General features: G+C 65.1%; 18 protein-coding genes. 12 read left to right on the plus strand and 6 right to left on the minus strand.

Annotated features, from left to right (window positions below):
• Positions 1 to 76 precede the first annotated feature (76 nt).
• Genes J2850_RS16210 through J2850_RS16220 form a run of 3 tightly spaced genes read left to right on the plus strand, consistent with a single transcriptional unit; the run spans position 77 to position 5,890 of the window.
• Positions 77 to 3,073 (plus strand): ATP-binding protein, encoded by a 2,997-nt coding sequence (locus tag J2850_RS16210; protein ID WP_209983467.1) that lies wholly within the window; start codon positions 77 to 79, stop codon positions 3,071 to 3,073.
• A complete protein-coding gene (locus tag J2850_RS16215; RefSeq protein WP_209983468.1) occupies positions 3,070 to 4,812 on the plus strand; it encodes a response regulator receiver domain in 1,743 nt (580 codons plus the stop codon). The genes J2850_RS16210 and J2850_RS16215 overlap by 4 nt, the downstream gene beginning before the upstream one ends.
• Positions 4,799 to 5,890 (plus strand): DNA cytosine methyltransferase, encoded by a 1,092-nt coding sequence (locus tag J2850_RS16220; RefSeq protein WP_209983470.1) that lies wholly within the window; start codon positions 4,799 to 4,801, stop codon positions 5,888 to 5,890. Before J2850_RS16215 ends, J2850_RS16220 begins: the two co-directional genes overlap by 14 nt.
• A gap of 123 nt (positions 5,891 to 6,013) precedes the next feature.
• Here J2850_RS16220 and J2850_RS16225 read toward each other — a convergent pair whose 3' ends face one another.
• Positions 6,014 to 6,925 (minus strand): LysR family transcriptional regulator, encoded by a 912-nt coding sequence (locus J2850_RS16225; protein WP_209983473.1) that lies wholly within the window; start codon positions 6,923 to 6,925, stop codon positions 6,014 to 6,016.
• A gap of 318 nt (positions 6,926 to 7,243) precedes the next feature.
• Here J2850_RS16225 and J2850_RS16230 point away from each other — a divergent pair, with 318 nt between their 5' ends.
• The 6 genes from J2850_RS16230 to J2850_RS16255 are packed head-to-tail and all read left to right on the plus strand — an operon-like array spanning position 7,244 to position 12,772.
• Positions 7,244 to 8,095 carry a transporter substrate-binding domain-containing protein gene (locus J2850_RS16230; RefSeq protein ID WP_209983474.1) on the plus strand — a complete coding sequence of 284 codons (852 nt, stop codon included), beginning with the start codon at positions 7,244 to 7,246 and terminating at the stop codon, positions 8,093 to 8,095.
• 31 nt (positions 8,096 to 8,126) lie between these two features.
• The gene (locus tag J2850_RS16235; protein WP_246513124.1) at positions 8,127 to 9,341 is read left to right on the plus strand and encodes an NAD(P)/FAD-dependent oxidoreductase; all 1,215 of its coding nucleotides are present in this window, start codon (positions 8,127 to 8,129) and stop codon (positions 9,339 to 9,341) included.
• Positions 9,322 to 9,621, plus strand: a complete 300-nt coding sequence (locus J2850_RS16240) for a (2Fe-2S)-binding protein (protein WP_209983476.1) — start codon at positions 9,322 to 9,324, stop codon at positions 9,619 to 9,621. The genes J2850_RS16235 and J2850_RS16240 overlap by 20 nt, the downstream gene beginning before the upstream one ends.
• Complete coding sequence (locus J2850_RS16245) at positions 9,618 to 11,192, plus strand: NAD(P)/FAD-dependent oxidoreductase (RefSeq protein ID WP_209983478.1); 1,575 nt, start codon at positions 9,618 to 9,620, stop codon at positions 11,190 to 11,192. The genes J2850_RS16240 and J2850_RS16245 overlap by 4 nt, the downstream gene beginning before the upstream one ends.
• Before the next feature lie 43 nt (positions 11,193 to 11,235).
• Positions 11,236 to 11,580 (plus strand): RidA family protein, encoded by a 345-nt coding sequence (locus J2850_RS16250; protein ID WP_209983480.1) that lies wholly within the window; start codon positions 11,236 to 11,238, stop codon positions 11,578 to 11,580.
• 40 nt (positions 11,581 to 11,620) lie between these two features.
• Complete coding sequence (locus J2850_RS16255; RefSeq protein ID WP_209983481.1) at positions 11,621 to 12,772, plus strand: mandelate racemase/muconate lactonizing enzyme family protein; 1,152 nt, start codon at positions 11,621 to 11,623, stop codon at positions 12,770 to 12,772.
• 21 nt (positions 12,773 to 12,793) lie between these two features.
• Here the strand turns inward: J2850_RS16255 and J2850_RS16260 are convergent, their stop codons facing one another.
• The 5 genes from J2850_RS16260 to J2850_RS16280 form a co-directional block, all read right to left on the minus strand.
• Positions 12,794 to 13,501: a diguanylate cyclase gene (locus J2850_RS16260; RefSeq protein WP_246513125.1), complete on the minus strand. Its 708-nt coding sequence runs from the start codon at positions 13,499 to 13,501 to the stop codon at positions 12,794 to 12,796.
• 134 nt (positions 13,502 to 13,635) lie between these two features.
• Positions 13,636 to 14,532 (minus strand): sensor histidine kinase, encoded by an 897-nt coding sequence (locus tag J2850_RS16265; protein WP_246513126.1) that lies wholly within the window; start codon positions 14,530 to 14,532, stop codon positions 13,636 to 13,638.
• 15 nt (positions 14,533 to 14,547) lie between these two features.
• A complete protein-coding gene (siaC, locus tag J2850_RS16270; protein ID WP_209983486.1) occupies positions 14,548 to 14,922 on the minus strand; it encodes a biofilm regulation phosphoprotein SiaC in 375 nt (124 codons plus the stop codon).
• 31 nt (positions 14,923 to 14,953) lie between these two features.
• Complete coding sequence (locus J2850_RS16275; RefSeq protein ID WP_209983489.1) at positions 14,954 to 15,499, minus strand: SiaB family protein kinase; 546 nt, start codon at positions 15,497 to 15,499, stop codon at positions 14,954 to 14,956.
• 19 nt (positions 15,500 to 15,518) lie between these two features.
• Complete coding sequence (locus J2850_RS16280; protein ID WP_209983491.1) at positions 15,519 to 17,153, minus strand: SpoIIE family protein phosphatase; 1,635 nt, start codon at positions 17,151 to 17,153, stop codon at positions 15,519 to 15,521.
• Positions 17,154 to 17,609: 456 nt separating this feature from the next.
• Here J2850_RS16280 and J2850_RS16285 point away from each other — a divergent pair, with 456 nt between their 5' ends.
• The 3 genes from J2850_RS16285 (at position 17,610) to polA (ending at position 22,348) form a co-directional block, all read left to right on the plus strand.
• Complete coding sequence (locus J2850_RS16285; protein ID WP_246513127.1) at positions 17,610 to 18,461, plus strand: substrate-binding periplasmic protein; 852 nt, start codon at positions 17,610 to 17,612, stop codon at positions 18,459 to 18,461.
• 93 nt (positions 18,462 to 18,554) lie between these two features.
• Positions 18,555 to 19,301 (plus strand): response regulator transcription factor, encoded by a 747-nt coding sequence (locus tag J2850_RS16290; RefSeq protein ID WP_209983492.1) that lies wholly within the window; start codon positions 18,555 to 18,557, stop codon positions 19,299 to 19,301.
• A 104-nt stretch (positions 19,302 to 19,405) separates the two neighbouring features.
• Positions 19,406 to 22,348, plus strand: coding sequence for a DNA polymerase I (gene polA, locus J2850_RS16295; RefSeq protein WP_209983494.1), 2,943 nt, complete (start codon positions 19,406 to 19,408; stop codon positions 22,346 to 22,348).
• Positions 22,349 to 22,497: the final 149 nt, after the last annotated feature.

Genomic DNA, 22,497 nt, shown 5'->3' on the forward strand with positions numbered 1-22,497 from the left:
ACCGCGTTCAGAGAGTTTGCCTCGACCGTCCGACATGCTATAACTCGGACGTATATATAGCAGGATTCAGAGCTTTATGGCCAAATTTTGGGTGAGAGCACGAGCTGTTGATATGCTTGGACGCCAGCAGATTGCTGGCATTCCGACAGCCTTGCATGAACTTTTCAAGAACGCTCACGATGCTTATGCCCGTCGTGTTGAGGTAGACTACTTTCGGGCTGACAGGCAGCTGATTCTGCGGGATGACGGCGATGGCATGAGTAGGCTCGACTTTGAGCAAAAATGGTTGACTCTAGGAACTGATAGTAAGGTTAACGCAAACCGAATTGATGAAGCCTCTCTGACGGTGGGGCCTCGTGGCCTTAAAATACGAAAAATACTTGGGGAAAAGGGGATTGGCCGGTTGGCTGTCGCCGCCATAGGACCGTTGGTTTTGGTGCTGACACGGTGCGATCCGAAGGCGTCTCAACTTGATGAGATTACTGTAGCCCTAGTTCACTGGGGTTTATTCGAGATTCCGGGTATAGACCTAGGTGAAATCGATATTCCCATCGTCTCTTTGCCTGGCGGTACCCTTCCTGGACGCGGTGTCATTGAGAGTTTGGTGGCGAAGGTAGCTGTTAGTATCAACAAACTTGTTCCAACTCAGTATCAGAGAGCTCTCACAGACGCGCTGCAGGCTATGAGCGAAGTGGATCCTGTCAGTATGGCGGATTGGCTCGCTGCTGCGGCTACTCGTGACGGCCGCTCTGATCTAAGCTTGCGACGAAATGGGCACGGTACTCATTTCGTAATTGTCCCGGTCGACCCGATTCTCAATGCTGACATTGACGTGACCGGCTATGCTGGGTCATCACCTTTTCAGCGATTGCTCCTGGGATTCGGCAATACATTGGCAGAAGACAACGTTGAGTTCTCTGCGGAATTTCGAGATCACCGTGAAGACGGAGTAGTTGAAGAGTTAATCGGTAAGAAGAGTTTTTTTAGTTTGGAGGAGTTCGAATCTGTAGATCATCATTTTGAAGGTCGATTCGATGAGTTTGGCAATTTCACCGGCACTATTCAGCTCTATAGAGGGGAAAAGCAGCACTACGCACTGAGCTGGCCCCAATCCGGGGGGCGTGAGACGGACTGTGGACCTTTCCGCCTGAGACTCGGCTATCTCATGGGGCTAGCTGATGAGAGCCGTTTACCACGGGACGAACATGGCGTGATGTTCGCAAAGCTGCAACGTTTTGGCGGGCTTTATATATATCGTGACGGCATTCGCGTGTTACCATACGGGAATTCTGACTATGACTTTCTAAACATTGAGCAAAGAAGAACGCTTAAGGCGACAGATTGGTTCTTTTCCTACCGGCGAATGCTTGGCTGGATTGATATCACACATGGCGAAAATAGTGCATTGGTTGAGAAGGCAGGGCGTGAGGGCTTTCGTGAAAACAAGGCTTACCGTCAGTTTCGTGACATTCTAGAAAACTTCTTTAAGCAACTCGCTATAGATTACTTCAGGCCCACATCAGATTTAGGTGAAGATTTTCGTCTGGAGCGCCAAAGGCGTGTTGAGGATGCAGATCGTCTTAAGCAGCGAGAAGCCTCAAGTCGTGAGAGGAAGAAAAAATTTGCTATTATATTAGGCAGGCAGCTCGACGCAATTGAGCGTGGCGAGCCTGCGGATAAAGTTAATAGATTGAAGTTAGAGTTTGATGAACGGTTGAGTTTTTTAGATTCTATCGAGCCTGATATTGCGGCTACTCGCTTACTTGATATTGAGGCTGAGTTTCTTGGTAAGCTGCAAGCACTCGAAAGCGGCATGGCTCTGGTGCGGCCACGCGGCATCGCGTTAGCTCGCTCTATGGAAGCTGCTTGGAAAGCTTATGATCAGGCAATGATCAATATTCGTGCCACGTTATTCGAGCCTGTACGGATCCATTTGGTTCAGACCGCTGCAAATTTCCGAACCGCTCGAGGGTTTGGGGTTGAACGACAAAAGCAGGCTAGGGCAACATTAGAACGAGAAAAGGCAGAGTCTTTAAGCGAAGTGAGGCGCCTGAGGCGCGAAGCAGAACAGGCTATGATGCGTGTTGAGCAGGCGGTGCGTGAAGTAATGCGTGATGAGGTTAATAAATTTCAGAGGTATACTGAGGAAATACTTATTGATCTTGGGAGAATGAATCTTGATCGACTTGATGACATTGAGGCTTACAGTCGGCAACGTGATCTGGAGCAAGCCATTGCTAACCGTCTTAACCAGGGACGAGTTTTACTCGAAGGCATGAGGGACCAGCTTACCGGTGTTGCCTCGGCGATTGTTGAGCGCAATGATCTGGAAGAAACCGCCGCCGCTCTTGAGCGTCGTGCTATCGAGTTGCAAGACCGCCTTGACCTGTATACTGATTTGGCTCAGGCGGGTTCGGCAATTGGCATTGTCGGCCATGAGTTTTCTAATGTTGCAGATGGCCTGCGGAATAGTGTCCGCCGTCTCAAACCATGGTCGGACGGCACTCCAGCATTAAAGGTTATCTATGACGATCTAGTATCTTATTTCGATGAGCTGGATAATTATCTTGGTCTTTTCGCCCCGTTGAGCCGACGCCGATATAGGAAAAAAGCATCTGTGAAAGGGGCCTTTATTGAAAAATACCTGTTGGAAGCACTGGCTTCAAGAATGCACGAATCTCACATAAACTTAGAGGTGACCGACAGTTTCCGTACAAAATCGTTAGAGGGATTTTTATCTACAATTCTGGGCGCCTCTCTGAACATAGTGGATAATGCTCTTTATTGGGCAACCTTGAGCAATGATGATGATAGGCGGATAATTTTGGATGCGGATGAAGTAGGGTGGCTATTCTCAAACAATGGACCAGGAATTCCTTTAAGAATGGCTGAACGCATCTTTGATTTCGGTGTAAGCACAAAACCTGGTGGAAGAGGTATGGGGTTGGCTATATCCCGCGATGCCTTGCAAAAAATAGGATGTGATCTGGAGCTTCTAAATCCGGGGGCACAGAACCATCCGATCTTCCGTATTGCGCCTAACGCCAATATGACTGAGGAAAATGTAAAATGACCCGCACATTTAAGTCGTTACAGGAACTGCGCCGGGATGCAGTTGAAGCTTTTGTGCGTACCGCCATTTTGATTGATAACGAACCGCTAACCGAACAGAGTTCAGACATAGTTGAAGGATCCTCTCGGACAGCGCATTCAGCTGCCTATCGGTCTGGAGGATCAGCCAGATTGGAGACTCCTGCAGAGGGTGGTACCACCTATGTTGAAGCAAGACGCCCTATCACAACGTATCCTCATCAACTCAATGTGAAGCCTGTAACGAATGCTTTTGCCGGTCGTAGAATAACCTGCGGGTTTTATTTTCCTTCTGATAGTGACACAGATATTGTCGAAACTGCGTTTTCTGCTGCTAAACACGTTGATGTTACGATCTTAGATTGGCAGTTGCGTGTAGGCGATACCACACCTGCGAAGGAGTTGATTGTCCGACTGTTAAACGATGACCAAAATGCTGGCGGGCGACTGCGCCTTATAGTTGTATATACTGGCGAAAGGCCACTGAATGAACAGTGTGAAAATTTAAATAAGCATCTTATTGCTCACGGATTCAGCAAATTTAGAACTATAGATGATGAGCGCAGTCTGTGCGGCAATAATATCATGATCACATTTGCCAACAAACCTGCCAAGGGCCCGAAGGTTGAGCAAGTCGGTCCTGCCGCTCGCCCTATAGCTTGGGATGATCTTCCTCAGTTCGTATTAGATCAGTTTAGCATTCTAACACAGGGAATTCTTCAGGCTTTTTCTTTAAAGAGCATTGGCGCTGTTCGCGATGACACACACCACCTACTCTCGGTTTTTTCCGAAGATCTTGATGGGGCCTATCTTGCCCAGCGTGCTGGTATCGGCTCTCCAACTGATGCCGAAGAAATGATGGTGTGGTTACTTGCTTCGGAGTTTGTTACCTCTATTACTGATCGCGAGATAGGAAGAGAAGTTCTTGGGGCGGAGTCTTGCATACACGCAATTAAACCGCGAACAATTCCTGAGCAGGTAGTGGTTAAGGAATACAGTGAGGAGGACAGCTACAAGAATATTGTGCATAAGCCTAACGGAAAACCCAAATATATACAAGCTGACGGGGCATCACTTCAGCGTTTGACCCAAGTTGGATTGAACAGCGGCGTATTAAATCTAAAATCGGTTAACATAAAAAAGCTGAAAAGGCAATTTTTTGAAAATGATGTGGTGGCTGATTCGGCGTTGGTTAAGTTTGCGAGATTGACGTCATTCACTCGGGAGTCCGATGGAGTACGCAAATCCGGTAAAGATCCGATTATTTTGACCGGAGGCGTTATTGTGCGGAAAGAAACCAAGGGCGTGGATAACTCTATTACGGAAACATATCTCCTTTGTATGCAACCAGGGTGTGACGCGGTCCGATTGTCCAACCCGACGGCCTTTCCGTTCTGCAAAATGACAGTGAACAATAACTGCTTTGATCTTGTTGTTCATGTAAATGAAAATAACATTTTTCTTCTGGTTGATCGGCGTCCAAAAAATATGAGTCTTATTGAGTTTGAGGTTGACACAACTGCGATGGTCGTAAAAACGGAGATGAATGGTGGGAAGCGAGGATTTTGGACCAAGGAGCGCAAGGAGTTTTGGGAATTTGTAGCTGAGTTGCGCCCCTTGGAGGCGCAAAACTTTACCACCCAGCTTGTTGGGCAGTTTAATCGTGTAGCCTTAAATGGTTCCGAGTGGTTGCGATTGAGCGGTAAAAATGATGAGCGCTAACTTCTTGAAATCGAGGACAAGAGCTTTAACTGGCGGAGACTCGCTGAACAGGCCTATTGCTATTGATCTTTTCTGTGGCTCTGGAGCGGTCACCACGGCGATGAAGGAAGATGGATATCGTGTTGTCGCTGCAGTCGATATGAACCGAATCTGTGGCGTTACTTATAGAAAGAATCATCCAGAGGTTCTATTTAGGAAAAAAGACATTCGCTCTCTTCAGCCGTCGGAGCTTTTAGTTGCAATCCCTAAGGGTAAGAAGTTGAAGTTGATGGCTGTTTGTGCTCCCTGTCAACCTTTTAGCTCACAAAACCGTAGGCGAGGAGCCTCGGATACACGGGCCCCTTTGATTCTCGAATCTGTCCGTTTAGCAAGGGCACTGAAGCCGCAGCTCATCATTTATGAGAATGTGCCAGGAATTGTCGCCAGCGCCATATTTCAGCGGCTTAAACGCTCTCTTGCCTCGGCAGGATATATCTTAGGAAATCCACAGCGAGTTGATGCTGCAGATTTCGGTGTGCCTCAGCGGCGTGTCCGATGCATTGTGGCAGCTATACGTGCGCCAGGTAGAATTAAAGACTTTGTGGTACCGGCGCAAGGTGCTGAACGCGTAACTGTACGTGATGCTTTGGCAGATTTGCGACCTCTTTCGTCGGGAGAAAGAGATCCTCACGATCTTTTGCACACTAGTCGTGCCCACCATGAGATCACGCTCAGGCGATTGGCTGCTATCCCGCAGGACGGCGGCAGTCGTGACAGCTTGCCACCTGAGCTGCAGCTTGAATGTCATCGAAATCGAAATAAAGGGGATTTTTGTGATGTTTATGGGCGCATGCGGTGGGATAGTGTTGCTCCGACATTGACTACTGGATGCACCGATGTGACTAGGGGACGTTACGCACATCCTCGTGATGATCGTGCAATTACGTTACGTGAAGCCGCGCGCCTGCAAACTTTTCCAGACTGGTACCAATTTGCGGGCAATCGTTCGGAAATCGCTGAACAGATAGGTAATGCTGTTCCTGTAGAGATGTTTCGTCGTTTGGTAGCGATATTGAGGAAATCCTACCCAGAATTGTAGAATGCAGGATGGAAATCAGTATTTTGTTCGGTTGGCGCTGACAGAATATTAGTGAGAGTACTCTTCATGTGATGTTTATGAGGCGCTGCCAGTGAAGGCTGGTGCTATGTAGTCAGCGGCAAGTTACGGGAGATTCTGTGCTGCCCCCCTTCCCCCCGGCACCTCTCGGTCATGAAACTCCCAAAACTCCCGCACGAACCGGTCCACGATCACTGACTGCCCCTGTCCCGGCGGCCGGATCACCAGAAAGCTCGCATCGATAAAGGTCCCGAACGGCCGGGTGACCAGCCCGCGCCCCTCGAACTCGCGGGCCGCGGTCGGGTCGATGATGGCGATCCCGGCCCCCTCGCTCACCAGCGTCAGCGCCGTATGCGATAGACGGGTTTCCAGCGTCGCCCGCCGCGGCACGCCGGCCAGTGCCACCTCGACGCGGGACGCGAAGATGGTGCCGGGTTCCAGCGTGATCATCTTCTCCCCCGCAAGATCGGCGGGCTGGATCACCGGCCGGCCCGCCAGCGGGTGGCCGGCCGGGATCGCCACCACCGCGGCCAGCGGGCGGCTCTCGATCAGGAAGCCCGGCCGGTCGAGCGGCCCGTCGGCGAAGCCGACGTCGGCCTGACCCGCCGCCACCGCCTCGATCACCATTGAGGAGGGTAGGCCGTTCAGCGCCGCGTGCAGCGTATCCTTGTCGCGCAGGAAGCGGGCGAGGAAGCGCGGCAGGATGCCGTTGCTCAGCGCCGGCATCGCCGCGATGCGCAGGGTGCCGGCGGAATGGCGGCTGATCTCCTCCGCCACCATGGCAATGCGCCCCAGCCCGACGAAGGAGCGCGTCACCTCCTTCATCAGCGTGACCGCCTCCTGCGTCGGGATGATCTGGTTGCCGCGTCGCTCGAACAGGTGCAGGCGGGTGGCATGCTCGAAGTCACGGATCAGTCGGCTGACCGCCGGTTGGGTGATCGCCAGCAGCTCCGCCGCCGCGGTCACCCGGCCGGTCAGCATCACCGCGCGGAACGCCTCGACCTGCCGCAGGTTCACCGCCGCCTCCATAACATCTGCTTATTCTCGACCGGCGATTACGCATTTGACCTCATGGCTAGGCGATGGGGATGATGCGGTCAAGGAAAAGGGATGTATCGAAAAAGGACGAGGCGGCGCCCTTCGCGGCCAAGGGTCCGGGCGCCCGGCGCATCCGCGGAATCTCGGCCGGGCTGCGTCTGGCGACGCCCGGGCGCGTGCCGGTTTCCCGCCCGAACCAGGCGCCCGGCACGGCATCCGCACCGGCGTGCATCCGCAACGCGCACCGGCGCGCATTCGCAACGACAAAACCATAACGACGGAACAGAGGTGGGTTTCATGACGCTGAAAAGGATCATCGCGACGACGGTGCTGGCCGTCACCGCCTTCGCCTTCTCCCTGCCGGCGGCCGAGGCGGCCGATCGCACGGTGCGCATCGCCACCGAGGGCGCCTATGCCCCGTGGAACTTCGCCGCCCCCGACGGGTCGCTGCAGGGCTTCGAGATCGACCTGGCGAAGCTGCTGTGCGAGCGCATGGGCACCAAGTGCGAGATCGTCGCCCAGGATTGGGACGGCATCATCCCCGGCCTGCTGGCCGGCAAGTACGACGCCATCATGGCGGCGATGAGCGTGACGCCGAAGCGCCTGGAAGCGATCGGCTTCTCCAAGCCCTATGCCGCCGGCATCAACGGCTTCGCCGTGCTGGCCAACGGCCCGCTCGCCAACATGCCCGGCACCGGCGAGACCTATTCGCTCGACAGCCAGGAGGCCGAGGCCAAGGTCCGCATCGCCGAGATCGCCAAGCTGCTGAAGGGCAAGTCGACTGGCGTCCAGGGCTCCACCACCGCCTCGACCTTCATGGAGACCTATTTCAAGGACGGCGTCGACCTGAAGGAATACCGCTCCACCGAGGAGCACAACTTCGACCTGATGAACGGCCGGCTCGATTCCGTGCTCGCCAACGCCACGGTGCTGGCCGCGGCGCTGGAAAAGCCCGACATGAAGGGTGCTGTGATGTCCGGCCCGCTGTTCTCCGGCGGCGTCTTCGGCGTGATCGCCGCCGGCCTGCGCAAGGACGACAGCGAGTTGAAGGCCAAGCTCGACACCGCGGTCACCGCCGCCATCGCCGACGGCTCGGTGCGCGCGCTGTCGATGAAGTGGTTCAAGGTCGACGTCAGCCCGCGCCCGTAACGGCGCGGCGGCGGACGGAGCGGACGCGGTCATGACGAAGCCAGCGGCGACGGCGGATATGGCGACAGCGGGGGCGGCAGCGGCAGCGGCAGCGGCAGCAGCAGCAGCCGGCGACCGGCCCGCCCCCCTGCGCGGCGATTGGGACGTCGCCGTCGTCGGCGGCGGACTGGTCGGCGCGTCCATCGCGCTCGGCCTGTGCCGCAGCGGCCTGCGGCCGCTTGTGCTGGACGGCGAGGATCTCGACCTGCGGGCCTCACGGGCCAACTTCGCGCTGGTCTGGGTGCAGGGCAAGGGGGTCGGCGCGCCGCACTATGCCCTGTGGAGCAAGGCGTCGGCCGAGGGCTGGCCGCAACTGGCCGCCCTGCTGCGCGAGACGACCGGCATCGACGTCTCGCTCAACCAGCGCGGCGCCTTCAGCTTCGCCCTGTCGCAGGGCGAACTCGACCGCTACCGCGACGAGATGGAGCGGGTGGCGGCGGAGACCGCCGGGGCCGCCGCCCCTTACGAGGTGCTGAGCCACAACGAACTGCGCGACCGCCTGCCGGCGGTCGGGCCGGAGGTCGTCGGCGCCATCTATTCGCCCGCCGACGGGCATGTGAACTCCCTGCGCCTGCTGCGCGCCCTGCATGCGGCGCTGCCGGCGCTGGGTGCCGGCTACCGCGCCCATCACCGGGTCGAGCGGATCGAGCCGCTGCACGCCGGTTTCCGCCTGTTCGGCCCCTGGGGCGATCTGGTGGTGCCGCGGGTGGTGATCGCCGCCGGCACCGGCGCCGAGGCGCTGGCGCCGATGGTCGGACTGCGGGTGCCGCTGACCCGCAGCAAGGGCCAGGTGCTGGTGACCGAGAAGTGCGAGCCCTTCTTCGACTACGCCTCCGCCACCATCCGCCAGACCGACGAGGGCGGGGTGATGATCGGCGACAGCGAGGAGACGGGCACCGACTCCATCGCCGCGCGGGCCGACATCAGCGCCGTGCTGGCGCAGCGGGCGATCCGCGTCTTTCCCCGGCTGGCCGACGTCAACGTCGTGCGGAGCTGGGCCGGCTTCCGCGTCAAGACGCTGGACGGGCTGCCGGTCTACGAACAGTCGGCGCGCCATCCCGGCGCCTTCGCCGTCGCCTGCCATTCCGGCGTCACGCTGGCCGCCGCCCATGCCCTGACCGTGGCGCCGCAGATCGCCGCCGGGGCGCTGGCGCCCGACCTCGCCGTCTTCGCGTCCCGGAGGTTCGATGTTCCGCCGTCTGCATGAACCGGCCGAGCCGGTGCGCTTCACCTTCGACGGCCGGCCGCTCACCGCGGCGGCCGGCGACACGGTGGCGGCGGCCCTGCTCGCCGCCGGCGTGCGCGAGGTCCGCCGCAGCGTGGTCGGCGGCGAGCCGCGCGCCCCCTACTGCCTGATGGGCGTCTGCTTCGACTGCCTGGTCACCATCGACGGCGTGCAGAACCGCCAGAGCTGCCTGACCGAGGTTCGCGAGGGCATGGAGGTCCGCAGCCAGCAGGGCCGCCGCCGGCTGGAGGGCGCGGAATGACCGCCGCCGCCGCGTCGCGCGACATTGCCGGCCCGATCACTCACGCCGCCGATCTCGCCGACCGCTACGACGTGGTCGTCGTCGGCGCCGGGCCGGCCGGCCTGTCGGCGGCGGTCGAGGCGTCCGGCCGCCTCGCCGCCTCGGGCGGCAGCGTGCTGCTGCTCGACGAGAACCCGTCGCCCGGCGGCCAGATCTACCGTGCCGTCACCCGTCGCCCACGGCGGCCGGACGATTGCCTCGGCGCCGACTACTGGGCCGGCCTGCCGCTCGCCGACGCCTTCGCCGCCAGCCCCGCCGCCTACGCCCCCGGCGCCACCGTCTGGGGAGTGGAGCCCTGCGGGGCAGGGGAGGGCGGGGCAGGGAAAGGACATGAGCCCCCCCTCGTCGGCGTCAGCCTCGGCGGTGCCGCACGCCGCATCGCGGCCGGTGCCGTCATCCTGGCGAGCGGCGCCATGGAGCGGCCGATGCCGGTGCCGGGCTGGACGCTGCCCGGCGTGATGACGGCCGGCGCGGCGCAGATCGCCCTGAAGTCGGCCGATGCCGTGCCGGCCGGCCGCATCGTGCTCGCCGGCTGCGGGCCGCTGCTCTACCTGCTGGCCTGGCAGCTTCTGCGGGCGGGGGCGGAGATCGCCGCCATCCTCGACACCGCCGACCCCGGCCAGCGCCTCGCCGCTCTGCGCGCGCTGCCGGACTTCCTGCGCTCGCCCTACGTCGCCAAGGGGCTGTCGCTGCTGGCGCAGGTGCGCCGCCGCGTTCCCGTCCATGGCGGCATCGAGTCCCTGGCGATCGAGGGCGACGGCCGCGCCGAGCATGTCCTCTACCGCCAGCGCGGCCGCGCCGGCAACATCGCTGCCGCCAGCATCGACGCTGATTGCGTGCTGCTGCACCAGGGCGTCATCCCCTCGACCCACCTCGCCGCCGCCGCCGGCTGCCGCATCGAATGGAACGCCGTCCAGCGCGCCTTCCAGCCGGCGACCGACGATGTGGGGCGCAGCTCCGTGGCTGGCATCCTGGTCGCCGGCGACGGCGCCGGGATCGGCGGGGCGCCGCATGCCGCGGTGGCCGGGCGGATCGCCGCGCTGGCGGCACTGGCCGACCTCGGCCGCCTCGCGGACGCCGATTGCCGTCGCGCGCTGGAGTCGCTGCGGCGCGAGCGGGCGCGCTGGCGCCGCGGCCGCGCCTTCCTCGACCGGCTCTACCAGCCGGCGGCGGCCTTCCGGGCGCCGCGCGACCCCGCCACCATCGTCTGCCGCTGCGAGGAGGTGACGGCCGGCACCCTGCGCAAGACGGTGGCGCTCGGCGTGCCGGGGCCGAACCAGCTCAAGACCTTCCTGCGCTGCGGCATGGGGCCGTGCCAGGGCCGGCTCTGCGCCCAGACCGTCACCGAGATCATGGCCGAGGAGCGCGGCGTCGACCCGTCGGCGATCGGCACCTACCGCCTGCGCAGCCCGGTCAAGCCGCTGCGCCTGTCCGAACTCGCCGCCCTCCCGGTCCCGCCGGACGCGGTGAGCGCCGTCACCGGCGAGCCGCCGGCCAAGGGGCCGTCCGAGAGCCCGGCCGACGCCCGGTAACACACCAAACACCCTTTCCAATCCCACACCGAAGGACACCGCCATGGCGACCCGCCACCTGCGCACGCCCATCATGCACCGCGTCGTCGAGAAGAACGGCCTCGTCTTCGTCGGCGGCACCACCTGCGACGACGAGAGCCTCGACATGGCCGGCCAGACCCGCGAGATCCTGGCCAAGATCGACGGCTACCTCGCCCAGGCCGGCAGCGACAAGAGCAAGCTGCTCTCCGCCACCATCTTCGTCACCGACCTGTCGTTGAAGCCGCAGATGGACGCGGTGTGGAAGGAGTGGCTGGCGCCCGAGAGCCTGCCGACCCGCGCCACCGTCGGCGTCGCCGACCTCGGCGGCACCACCCTGATCGAGATCGTGGTGACCGCCCACACCTGAAAAACTGCCCCAGGGAAGATGGTCAGGGAGGAAGCCGGCGATGAAGATCGAGCGCGTCAGGATCACCAGTGTCGAGGGGGGCGGGCTGCGGCCCGTCCTGGTCGAGATCGTCGCCGACGGCGTCAGCGGCTTCGGCGAGGCCGGGGTCGCCTACGGCTACGGCGCGCCGGCGGTCGCCGGGATGCTGTCGGACATGGCGGCCGAGATCGTCGGCCGCGACGCCACCGCCATCCGGGCGATCTGGCAGGACCTCTACGACAACGCCTTCTGGACCAAGGGGGGCGGCGCCATCGCCTTCGCCGCCCTCAGCGCCATCGAACTGGCTCTGTGGGACCTGCGCGGGCAGGCACTCGGCCTGCCGGTGCACGCGCTGCTCGGCGGGCCGCTGCAGCGCTCGATCCCCGTCTACGCCAACGGCTGGAACCACGAGCACGACGACGTGGTCAAATGGGCCAAGGCGGCGGCGCGGCCGCTCGCCGACGGCTACCGCAGCCTGAAGGCCTATCCCTTCGCCCACGAGCTGCCCGACGGCACCTTCCGCCACGTCCCGGCCCGCGCCGTCGACGACGGCCGCTTCCGCCGCGCCGTGGAGCGGGTCAAGGCGCTGCGGGCCGAGGTCGGGCCGGAGGTGCCCCTGATGCTCGACCTGTCGGGCGGGGTCTGCGACGACCAGCTGCTGCGCTTCCTCGACGTCTGCGCCGGGCTCGACATCGCCTGGATCGAGGAGCCGCTCGACCCCTTCAACCTGTCCGGCCTGCCGCGCGTCGCCGGGCTGACCCGCATCCCGATCGCCGCCGGCGAGCGCGTCTACGGCCGCGCCGGCTTCCGCAACCTGCTCGACACCGGCGCGGTCTCGATCGTCATGCCGGACATCGCCAACTGCGGCGGCCTGCTGGAGGCCATCCAGATCGCCGGCTTGGCCGAGACCCACAACGCCCGGGTGGCGCCGCACAACTGCGCCTCCAGCCTGTGCACGGCGGCGTCGCTGGCGCTGGCCGGGCTGGTCCCCAACATCATGACGCTGGAACTCTACCCCTACTTCCTGGACTCAGCCAGTTGGGTCCATCTCGTCGAGAACCCGCCGGAGCGGGCGGTGCGCGACGGCCGGCTGGAGCTGTCCGACCTTCCGGGCCTCGGCGCCGTGATCGACCGCAAGGCGCTCGCCCGTTTCCCCACGCGCGAGGTCGCCTGACCGGACGCCGCCCGGCGCGTGCTACGCCGCCGCCCAGCGGTTGCGCCCGGCGCGCTTGGCGGCGTAGAGCGCGTCGTCGGCCGCTTGGATGCTGGCGTCGGCGCTCCAGCCCGCCCGGTGGGTGGCGACGCCCAGGCTGAGCGTCACCCTGACGACCCGCTCGCCATAGAGGACGGCATGCCGCTCGACCAGCTCGCGCAGCTTCTCGGCGACCGTCTCGGCTTGGCTCTGGTTGGCGCCGGCCAGCAGGATCAGGAACTCCTCGCCGCCCCAGCGGGCGCACAGGTCGTTCCCGCGCAGGTTCCGGCGCAGCAGGCTGGCCAGCTCCACCAGCACGAGGTCGCCGACCGCGTGGCCCAGCTCGTCGTTGACCGCCTTGAAATGGTCGATGTCCAGCATGATCAGCGCCAGCCCGCCTGCACCTCCGGCCCCGCCATCCCGGTGGGCGTCCTGTGCCAGCTCGGCTTCCAGCCGCTCGATCATGTGGCGTCGGTTGGGCAGGTCGGTCAGCGGGTCGGTCAGCGAGGCCGTGTGCAGCGCCAGCGTCATGCGGCGGGCGTCGGTCTGGATGTGGTCGCTGATCTTGGCGATCTTGGTGAGCTGCCGCATCAGCTTCAGGTGCTCGCCGGCGAGCGCCCGGAACTCGGCCATCAGCGGGTGGCCGGCATAGTCCGCGGTCTCCGACAGCCGGCGGATCCAGTCCTGGACCTTCTGCTCCTGCGCGATCATGCCCGCCGTCCCCCGCCCGGATCCACACCCGGATCCACGCCCAGTTCCACGCCCGATCACCCGCCTGATTCCCCGCTCGGTCCCCCGGGGCGGCGCGCAGTGCCCGTCCGGGGGCGCCCCCGGTCCACCTGCCGTCATGCCGGCACCTCGGCCGTTTCCGCCCCGGCCGCCTGGACCGCCTGCGCCGCCGTCGGCAGGCGGACGGTGAAGACGGATCCGCGCGCCGGCTCGCTCGCCACCGCGATGGTGCCGCCGTGCGAGTCGACGATACAGCGCGCCAGATGCAGCCCCAGCCCGGCCCCGGTGGTGCCGGCGGCGTTGGAGGCGCGGAAATACTTGTCGAACAGCCGGGCCGCGTCGGCGGCGTTGACGCCGATGCCGTCGTCGGCCACCTGCACCGTGGCCTGGCCGTCGGCGACCGCCAGCGTCAGGCGCACCGTGCCGCCGTTGGGCGAGTACTTGACCGCGTTCTCCAGCAGGTTGGAGAAGACGACGGCCAGCAGGTCGCGGTCGCCCGGCACCGGCACCGGCCGCTCGGCGCCGGCCAGCTCGATGCGGTGGACGGCGCTGCCGCTGCCGACCTCGCCGGCGACGCAGCGCAGCAGCGCCGACAGGTCGACCGCCGCCGACCGCCGGGCGGTGCCGGGGCCGAGCCGCTCGTCGGTCAGGCAGCGCCCGATCAGGTGCAGCATCCGCTGCACGGCGTTGCGGATCTTGACCACCCGCGGCACCGCCGACGCCGGCAGCTTGGGCTCCAGCTCCAGCATCTGCGAGGCGCTGTCGATGATCGCCAGCGGCGTGCGGAACTCGTGCCCGACCATCAGGACGAACTGGCGCTGCTCGCGCGCCATCTCCTTGGTCTCGGTCTGCAGCCGGTCGCTGATCTTGGCGATCTTGCGGAACTGGCGCAGCAGCTTGCCATGCTTCTCCGCCAGGCCAAGCAATTCGGGCAGCAGCGGGTTTCCGGCATTGGCCGGGTCGTCGGCCAGCCGCTGCACCCACTGACGAAGTTCCTGCTCCTGGGACCGCATCGGCATCTCGGGTGACTAGTGCGCCAGGATTTCGAAGGGAAGCGACACGTCCTCGGCGAACTCCTCGGCCATGTCGAGCGCCCGGTCGTTGTCGCTGTCGTAGTGCCAGCGCACCGACACCGTGTGGCCCTTCTGGTGGGCGCCGTCCAGCATCTCCAGCACGTCGATCATGCACTTGATGCTGCTGGTGTTGAGGTAGCTGAGGCCGATCTCCAGCACCACCGGCGGCGCCGGCTCCTTCAGGAACTCCTCCAGCCAGGTGAACACCGGGGCATAGAAGTCGAAGGAATTCTCCGGGTAGGATTCGCCCTCGATCCGCAGCACGCCGGCGGCGGCATCGAAATCGATCAGGGGCGAGCAGGAGGTTGCCTCGATCCGCAAACTGTCCATTATTCGTGTTCCGTCGGTCTTATCGCTGGACTTAAAGCTGTACTTCCAGGCTGAAGAAGAAATAGGTGTCGTCGACCTCGCGCAGCGAGTAGTCGAGCGGCCGGCTGGCCTTGCGCGCCATGTCGATCAGCCCCAGCCCGGCGCCGTTGGCCGCCGCGTCGCGCGGCTTGCGCGACTGTTCCTTGTAGGCTGCCTTCAGCCCCGCCTTGTCCAGCCCGCGCAGCTTCTCCAGCATCGCCTCCAGCCCCTCGGCGTCGTCGCGCTCCACCAGGTTGCCGGAGCTGACCACGTAATGGTCCTCGTCCTTGCCGATGACGACGATGCCGCTGTTGGCCGGGATCGGCCGGCCCTGCGCCTCGCGCGAGGCGGCGTAGTTGCGGACGTTCTGCGCCTGCTCCACATAGACCGAGAAGACGTCCATGATCGCCGACTTCTCGATCCGCTCGTTCTCCAGGTGGTTGCGGACCGCCTTGCCCAGCTCTTCGATGACGCTGTGGCTGAACGGCCCGCTGAAGCAGATCAGCAGCTTCTGCCGCGACAGAAGCTCTTGCAGGTTGAAGAGTTCGTTGCCTTTCATCGTGCCTTGGAAACCTGCCTTACGGGTGGGAAGAGGGAGTTGCGGCCGGCGCGAAGCCGACCAGCGTGATGTCGTCGCGTTGCGGCCGGTCGCCCTGGTGGTCGGCCAGCGCCTGCACGAAGGCGGCACGGCGCTCCGCCATCGGCAGCCCGCGATGCTCCAGCAGCAGGGCGTTGAAGCGGCGGTTGCCGAAACCGAAGCCGCGCGGCCCGCCGGCCTGGTCGAGGAAGCCGTCGGTGGTCAGGTAGAAGCTGCGGCCGGCCGCCAGCTCGACCCGGTGGGTGGCGAAGCGGTGGTCGCCGTCGGAGCGGCGGTAGCCCAGGCTCTGCGCGTCGCCCTTCACCTCGCTCACCGCGCCCTCTCCGGCCTCGTCGACGATGTGCAGGCCGATGCGCCCGCCGGCGAACAGCAGGTCGCCCCGGTCCGGCCGCACCAGACACAGCCCGATGTCCAGCCCGTTGTCGAAGCGCGGATTGTCGCGCCCGCGCGCCAGCGCGGCGCGCACCATGCGGTTCAGGCTGCCGAGGATCGCCGCCGGGTCGCTGTCGGGGATCTCCGACAGCACGTGGTCCAGCACCGCCGACACCATCATGGTCATGAAGGCGCCCGGCACGCCGTGGCCCGAGCAGTCGGCGACGCCGACCAGGAAGCGCCCGCCCTCCAGCTCGCGGAAGATGTGGAAGTCGCCGCCGACCACGTCGCGCGGCCGCCACAGCACACAGACGCCGTCCAGCCGCCGCGCCATCGCCCGCTCGTCGGGCAGGATCGCCGACTGCAGCAGGCTGGCGTACTGGATGCTGTCCATCACCTGCCGGTTGACCACGGCGAGCTGCTCGCTGGAGCGGTGCAGCTCGTCGGTCCGCTCGGCGACGCGCTGCTCCAGCCGCTCGGTGTAGTCGTGGACCGTCTCGGCCATGTGGTTGAAGGCGACGGTGAGCTGGCCGATCTCGTCGGCGCGGCGGTTGCGCAGCCGGACGCGGTAGTCGCCGGCGGCGATCGCCCCGGCCGAGCGGGTCAGCCGCGCCAGAGGCGCCAGCACCAGCCGGTTCAGCAGGACGCTGATCATGCCGATGACCGCCAGCAGCGAGAAGAACACCAGCCCCGCCATCGGCGCCAGCGCCGTCAGGGTGGCGCTGTCGGCCTCCTCCAGCGAATAGCTCAGGCGCAGCATGCCGACCACCGTGCGCTCGCCGTTGCGGTCGACGATGCTGACCGGCCGCTCCACCGTGGTCAGCTCGGCCCGGCCGGCCGGGCGCTCCAGCGCCGCCATCGGCTCGCTGTGGGGGGCGCGGCCGCCGGTGGCGGCCCACACCTTGACGCTGCGCACCGCCGGGTCCTCGGCCAGCAGGCTGCCGAACATCGCCTCGACCGCGCGGGTGTCGTACTCCCACACCGCCGGCCCCAGCGAGGCCGCCTGCAGCGTGCCGATCAGCGCCGCCCGGTGGGCCAGCGCCTCGCGCTGCTGCCGTCCGACCAGCACCGAGGAGACGCCCATGGCGATCATGCCGACCAGCAGCGTGCAGCCGACGATCATCAGGATGACGCGGGTCAGCAGCGAGGAGCCGCCGGCGCGGCCGGCCTCGTCGTCCGTGCCGCGGGGGCCGGAGCCGCGAAGCGTATAGGAGTCGGCGTCTTCCCATCCCGTGACGCTCATCCACATCCTCCTCAGCCGGCCGTTCCCGGCATGCCCGTTCATGGACTCCGCGGCACGGCCCGCAAGGGGCCGCCCGTCCGGACGCGCGATCTGCAAAAACCCGTCAATAAAACCACTCCCGCGTGCAGCATACGGACAGTCGTGACGCCCTTGGGCGGACCATATCCGTATGGCGGGCAGGTCCACATATAGCACGTTCGTTTTAAACGATGTGAAAGAACATGCGGCAGTGATTATCACGATTGTCATGTGTGCGTGTAAGGTGCGGCAAGCGGCGACCGGCTGAAACGAAACACGCCGGTCTGTGACAAAAAGAAACAGAACCGCCTCGCGACTCCTGTGCAAAGCCTTTGGTGCACCAGCTTTCACTGGACGGCGTCGCCGCGGTCCGTGCTACCCTCCCGGCCTGCCGCGACCGGTGCGCGAGGCGGCGCGGGTCAACACGGAGGGCAGGGGATGGCGGGACGGGTCTGGCGTTCGTTCGGGTTCATGGCCGCCGGGACCGCCGGGGCCGCCAGGGCCGCCAGGGCCATCGCGGTCGCCGTGGCCGCCTTGCCGGGCCTCGCCGCGCCGGCTTCGGCCCGGCCGGTGACGGTGCTGGCGCCGGAGCTGCCGCCGATGATGGCCGCCGACGGCACGGGGCGCGAGGCGTCGATCATCGCCGAGACGCTGGCCGCCTGCGGCCATCAGGCCCAGTTCAAGGTGGTGCCCTTCGGCCGCCACTGGATCGACTTCCGCGGCGGTGCGGCGGTCGACGCCGTCACCACGGTGCCGGACGGCATGGAGATGCCGGGCTCGCGCTCCGTCGCCTACATCCGCTACCAGAACGGCGCCTCGGTGCTGAAGAGCAGCGGGCTGACGGTGCGCACGCTCGCCGACCTGGCGGGCAAGCGCGTGGTCACCTTCGCCGGCGCCCCCGACGTGCTGCCCGGCCTGCGCGACGCCATCCCCAGCTTCGGCGATTTCCGCGAGCGCGCCGACCAGATGGTGCATTCCAACCTGCTGTTCGCCGGCCGGGTCGACGCCGTGCTGGCCGACGGGCTGATCTTCGCCGAATACAACCGCCAGCTCCAGGAGAAGGCGAAGGCGGCCGGCGGGCTGCCCTTCGATCCGGGCCAGCCGGTGCAGTTCACCGCCATCTTCCCGCCGACGCCCTATCACCTGATGTTCCGCGACGACGCGCTGCGCGCCGACTTCGACCGCTGCTTCGCCGGGTTGAAGACGGCCGGCCGGATCGACGCCATCGACCGCGCCGCGATCGCCCGCTACGCCGACACCGTCGGCGACCGCTACCTGCACGACAGGTAGGCCCCAACGCGCGGAACCGGTTTGGGTTGGCTCACCCCGCCGAGGCGTCTAATATATCCTCATACGTTTGTGTATCGAAGGACCTTGCCGACCGTGGCCCGCATCATTGTGGTCGAAGACGAAGCCGATCTGCGCGACGACCTTGTCGAATATCTCGACCGTTGCGGGTTCGAGGTCAGGGGCGCCTCGCGGGGGTCGGAACTGGACCATCTGCTCGACGACGGCCCCGCCGACGTCATCGTCCTCGACGTCAACCTGCCGGACGAGGATGGCTTCTCCATCGCCCGGCGCGTGCGCGCCGTGTCCGGCGCCGCCATCATCATGCTGACCGCGCGGTCGGGGCTGATCGACCGGGTGATCGGGCTGGAGCTCGGCGCCGACATCTACATGGTCAAGCCGGTCGACTTCCGCGAGGTCGAGGCCCAGGTCAAGGCGCTGATGCGGCGCATGCAGAACGGTGCGGCGCCGGCCGCGGTGCCGGCGGCGCCCGATCCCGGCCCGGCCGGCGAGCCGCGCAAGGCCTGGATGTTCGACGACGTCGAATGGCGCATCCGTCCGCCGGACGGCGACGCCGTGGCGCTGACCGCCACCGAATACAAGTTCCTGGCCCTGCTGATCGCCGCTCCCGGCGAGCCGGTGAGCCGGCAGGACATCTCGGTCGCCCTGACCGGCCGCGACTGGGACCCCTACAGCCGCTCCATCGATTCGCTGGTCCGCCGCCTGCGCATCAAGGTCGAGGAGCGCAGCGGCTGCCCGCTGCCGATCCAGGCGGTGCACGGCGTCGGCTACGCCTTCGTCGGCCCGGTGGTCGGCAGCACCGTCGAGGACGGCGCCGGCTGACGCGAGGGCGCCGCACCCCTGGTCTGCGCACGTGGTCTGCGCACTCGACTCCCGGCCGGCCTTCGGCGATGGTAGCGCCCGCGAAGGAAGGGACGAGAGACGCCATGACCGACACCGCCGCCACCGACAGCAGCGCAGCCTCCACCGCGGCCGCCCCGGCCGGCGACCGCAGCGGCCTGTACCTGGTCGACGGGTCCGGCTTCATCTTCCGCGCCTTCCACGCCCTGCCGATGCTGACGCGTCCCGACGGCACGCCGGTCAACGCGGTGCTGGGCTTCTCCAACATGCTGCTGAAGCTGCTGGCCGACGTGAAGGCCGAGGCGGTCGCCGTCGTCTTCGACAGCAAGCGCCTGAACTTCCGCAACGAGTTCTACCCCGACTACAAGGCCCACCGCCCGGAGCCGCCGGAGGAGCTGAAGCCGCAGTTCGCCCTGATCCGCGAGGCGACCGAGGCCTTCTGCCTGCCCTGCCTGGAACTGGAGGGCTTCGAGGCCGACGACCTGATCGCCACCTACGCCCGGCTGGCCGAGGCCGCCGGCCGGCCGGTCACCATCGTCTCGTCGGACAAGGACCTGATGCAGCTCGTCCGCCCCGGCGTCGGCATGTACGACCCGATGAAGAACAAGGCGATCGGCCCCGACGAGGTGTTCGAGAAGTTCGGCGTGCCGCCGGAGAAGGTGGTCGACGTCCAGGCGTTGGCCGGCGACAGCGTCGACAACGTCCCCGGCGTGCCCGGCATCGGCGTCAAGACCGCCGCACAGCTCATCACCGAGTATGGCGACCTGGAATCCCTGCTGGCCAACGCCGGGCAGATCAAGCAGCCGGCCCGCCGCCAGAAGCTGATCGACTTCGCCGACCAGGCGCGCGTCTCCCGCCGCCTCGTGCTGCTCGACGACCAGGTGCCGCCGCCCCGGCCGCTGGAGGAACTGCGCGTCCGCGAGCCCGACCACCAGAAGCTGATCGACTTCCTGCGCGCCCAGGGCTTCCGCAGCATCGTCTCGCGCGTCGAGATGGAGATGCAGAAGGACGGCCGCATCGCCGACGGCGCCTCCGCCGGCCTGTCCCATGCCGTGCCCGCCGCCGGCACGCCGGCCCGCTCTCCGGCCGCCGGTTCCACCGCCACTGCCGCCACTGCCGCCACCGCCGCCGCCACCGAAGCCCCGGCTGAGTCCCGCCCGGCCCGCAAGACCGTGCTCACCGTGCCGGAGGTGCGCTACGAGCTGGTGCAGGACGCCGACGCCCTGCGCCGCTGGGTCGAGCGTGCCCGCGAGACCGGCGTGCTGGCGGTCGACACCGAGACCGACAGCCTGACCCCGGCCACCGCCACCCTGGTCGGCGTGTCGCTGTCGACCGAGCCCGGCATCGCCTGCTACATCCCGCTCGCCCATGTCGCCGCCGCTGCCGCCGCCGGCCAGCTCGACTTCGACGCCCCGCCGCCGCCCGAGCAGATCCCGGTGGCGGACGCGATGGCGATGCTGAAGGACGTGCTGGAGGACCCGTCGGTCCTGAAGATCGGCCACAATTTCAAGTTCGACCACCAGCTCTTCGCCCGCCAGGGCATCAAAGTGGCGCCGGTCGACGACAGCATGCTGATCTCCTACGTGCTGGAAGGCGGCTCGCACGGCCACGGCATGGATGAACTGGCCGAACTTCACCTCGCCTACACGCCGATCCCCTTCAAGGAGGTCTGCGGCACCGGCAAGAACCAGATCACCTTCGACCGCGTGCCGCTGGACAAGGCGCTGGCCTACGCCGCCGAGGACGCCGACATCACGCTGCGCCTGTGGACGCTGCTGAAGCCGCGGCTGGTCGACGACCGCATGGTCACCGTCTACGAGACGCTGGACCGCCCGCTGGTCCCGGTGGTCGCCGACATGGAGCGCGAGGGCGTCCACATCGACAAGGCGGCGCTGGCGCGCCTGTCGCAGGACCTGTCCGTCCGCCTGGCGGAGATCGAGAAGGAGGTCCACGCGCTGGCCGGCCAGACCTTCAACATCGGCTCGCCCAAGCAGTTGGGCGAGGTGCTGTTCGACGTGATGAAGCTCGGCACCGGCAAGAAGGGCAAGACCGGCGCCTATTCCACCGACAGCAGCGTGCTGGAGGACCTGGCGGAGCAGGGCCACACCATCGCCCAGCGCGTGCTGGACTGGCGCCAGCTCGCCAAGCTGAAGAGCACTTACACCGACGCGCTGCAGGAGAAGATCTCGCCGGTCACCGGCCGCGTCCACACCGCCTTCGCCCTGGCGGCGACCAACACCGGCCGGCTGTCGTCCACCGACCCCAACCTGCAGAACATCCCGGTGCGCACCGAGGAGGGCAAGAAGATCCGCCGCGCCTTCGTGGCGTCGGCCGGCCACAAGCTGCTGAGCGTCGACTATTCGCAGATCGAGCTGCGGCTGGTGGCGGAGATGGCCGACATCAAGGCGCTGAAGGACGCCTTCCGCGACGGGCTGGACATTCACGCCGCCACCGCCGCCCAGGTGTTCGGAATCCCGCTCGACCAGATGACCCCGGACATCCGCCGCAAGGCCAAGGCGATCAATTTCGGCATCATCTACGGCATCTCCGGCTTCGGCCTGGGCCGCCAGCTCGGCATTGCCCCCGGCGAGGCCAACACCTTCATCAAGGCCTATCTGGAGCGCTTCCACGAGCTGAAGACCTGGATGGAGGCGACCAAGGCCTTTGCCCGCCAGAACGGCTACGTGGTGACCCTGTTCGGCCGCCGCTGCTTCATGCCCGGCATCCAGGACAAGAACGCCGCCCGCCGCTCCTTCGCCGAGCGCCAGGCCATCAACGCCCCGATCCAGGGCACCGCCGCCGACATCATGAAGCGCGCCATGAACCGCATGCCGGCCGCCCTGGCCGCGGCCGGCAGCAATGCGCGGATGCTGCTGCAGGTGCATGACGAACTGCTGTTCGAGGTGCCGGAGGCCGAGGCGGAAGAGGCGGCGCGGATCGTTCGCGGGGTGATGGAGGGCGCGGCGCATCTCGGCGTGCCGCTGGTGGCCGAGGCCGGGATCGGGAACAATTGGGAAGAGGCGCATTGAGGCGCTTCGCGGGGGGAGCGGCTTTCTCCGGGGGCCGCTTCCTCTGGCGCCTCCTCTGGCGCCTCCTCTGGCGCCTCCTCTGGCGCCTCCTCGTGTGGGCACGTCTGCCCAGAAGCGGGTTGTCTTTTCCACCCGCTAGAGCCTCTCGC

This window comes from Azospirillum picis, from assembly GCF_017876115.1.
Taxonomy (GTDB): Bacteria; Pseudomonadota; Alphaproteobacteria; order Azospirillales; family Azospirillaceae; genus Azospirillum; species Azospirillum picis.

What these genes read in the sequence shown, in the direction of transcription:
- J2850_RS16210 (WP_209983467.1), top strand. Translation starts at nt 77, where the DNA reads ATGGCCAAATTTTGGGTGAGAGCACGAGCTGTTGATATGCTTGGACGC.
- J2850_RS16215 (WP_209983468.1), top strand. Translation starts at nt 3,070, where the DNA reads ATGACCCGCACATTTAAGTCGTTACAGGAACTGCGCCGGGATGCAGTT.
- J2850_RS16220 (WP_209983470.1), top strand. Translation starts at nt 4,799, where the DNA reads ATGATGAGCGCTAACTTCTTGAAATCGAGGACAAGAGCTTTAACTGGC.
- J2850_RS16230 (WP_209983474.1), top strand. Translation starts at nt 7,244, where the DNA reads ATGACGCTGAAAAGGATCATCGCGACGACGGTGCTGGCCGTCACCGCC.
- J2850_RS16235 (WP_246513124.1), top strand. Translation starts at nt 8,127, where the DNA reads ATGACGAAGCCAGCGGCGACGGCGGATATGGCGACAGCGGGGGCGGCA.
- J2850_RS16240 (WP_209983476.1), top strand. Translation starts at nt 9,322, where the DNA reads ATGTTCCGCCGTCTGCATGAACCGGCCGAGCCGGTGCGCTTCACCTTC.
- J2850_RS16245 (WP_209983478.1), top strand. Translation starts at nt 9,618, where the DNA reads ATGACCGCCGCCGCCGCGTCGCGCGACATTGCCGGCCCGATCACTCAC.
- J2850_RS16250 (WP_209983480.1), top strand. Translation starts at nt 11,236, where the DNA reads ATGGCGACCCGCCACCTGCGCACGCCCATCATGCACCGCGTCGTCGAG.
- J2850_RS16255 (WP_209983481.1), top strand. Translation starts at nt 11,621, where the DNA reads ATGAAGATCGAGCGCGTCAGGATCACCAGTGTCGAGGGGGGCGGGCTG.
- J2850_RS16260 (WP_246513125.1), bottom strand. Translation starts at nt 13,501, where the DNA reads ATGATCGCGCAGGAGCAGAAGGTCCAGGACTGGATCCGCCGGCTGTCG.
- J2850_RS16265 (WP_246513126.1), bottom strand. Translation starts at nt 14,532, where the DNA reads ATGCGGTCCCAGGAGCAGGAACTTCGTCAGTGGGTGCAGCGGCTGGCC.
- siaC (WP_209983486.1), bottom strand. Translation starts at nt 14,922, where the DNA reads ATGGACAGTTTGCGGATCGAGGCAACCTCCTGCTCGCCCCTGATCGAT.
- J2850_RS16275 (WP_209983489.1), bottom strand. Translation starts at nt 15,499, where the DNA reads ATGAAAGGCAACGAACTCTTCAACCTGCAAGAGCTTCTGTCGCGGCAG.
- J2850_RS16280 (WP_209983491.1), bottom strand. Translation starts at nt 17,153, where the DNA reads ATGAGCGTCACGGGATGGGAAGACGCCGACTCCTATACGCTTCGCGGC.
- J2850_RS16285 (WP_246513127.1), top strand. Translation starts at nt 17,610, where the DNA reads ATGGCGGGACGGGTCTGGCGTTCGTTCGGGTTCATGGCCGCCGGGACC.
- polA (WP_209983494.1), top strand. Translation starts at nt 19,406, where the DNA reads ATGACCGACACCGCCGCCACCGACAGCAGCGCAGCCTCCACCGCGGCC.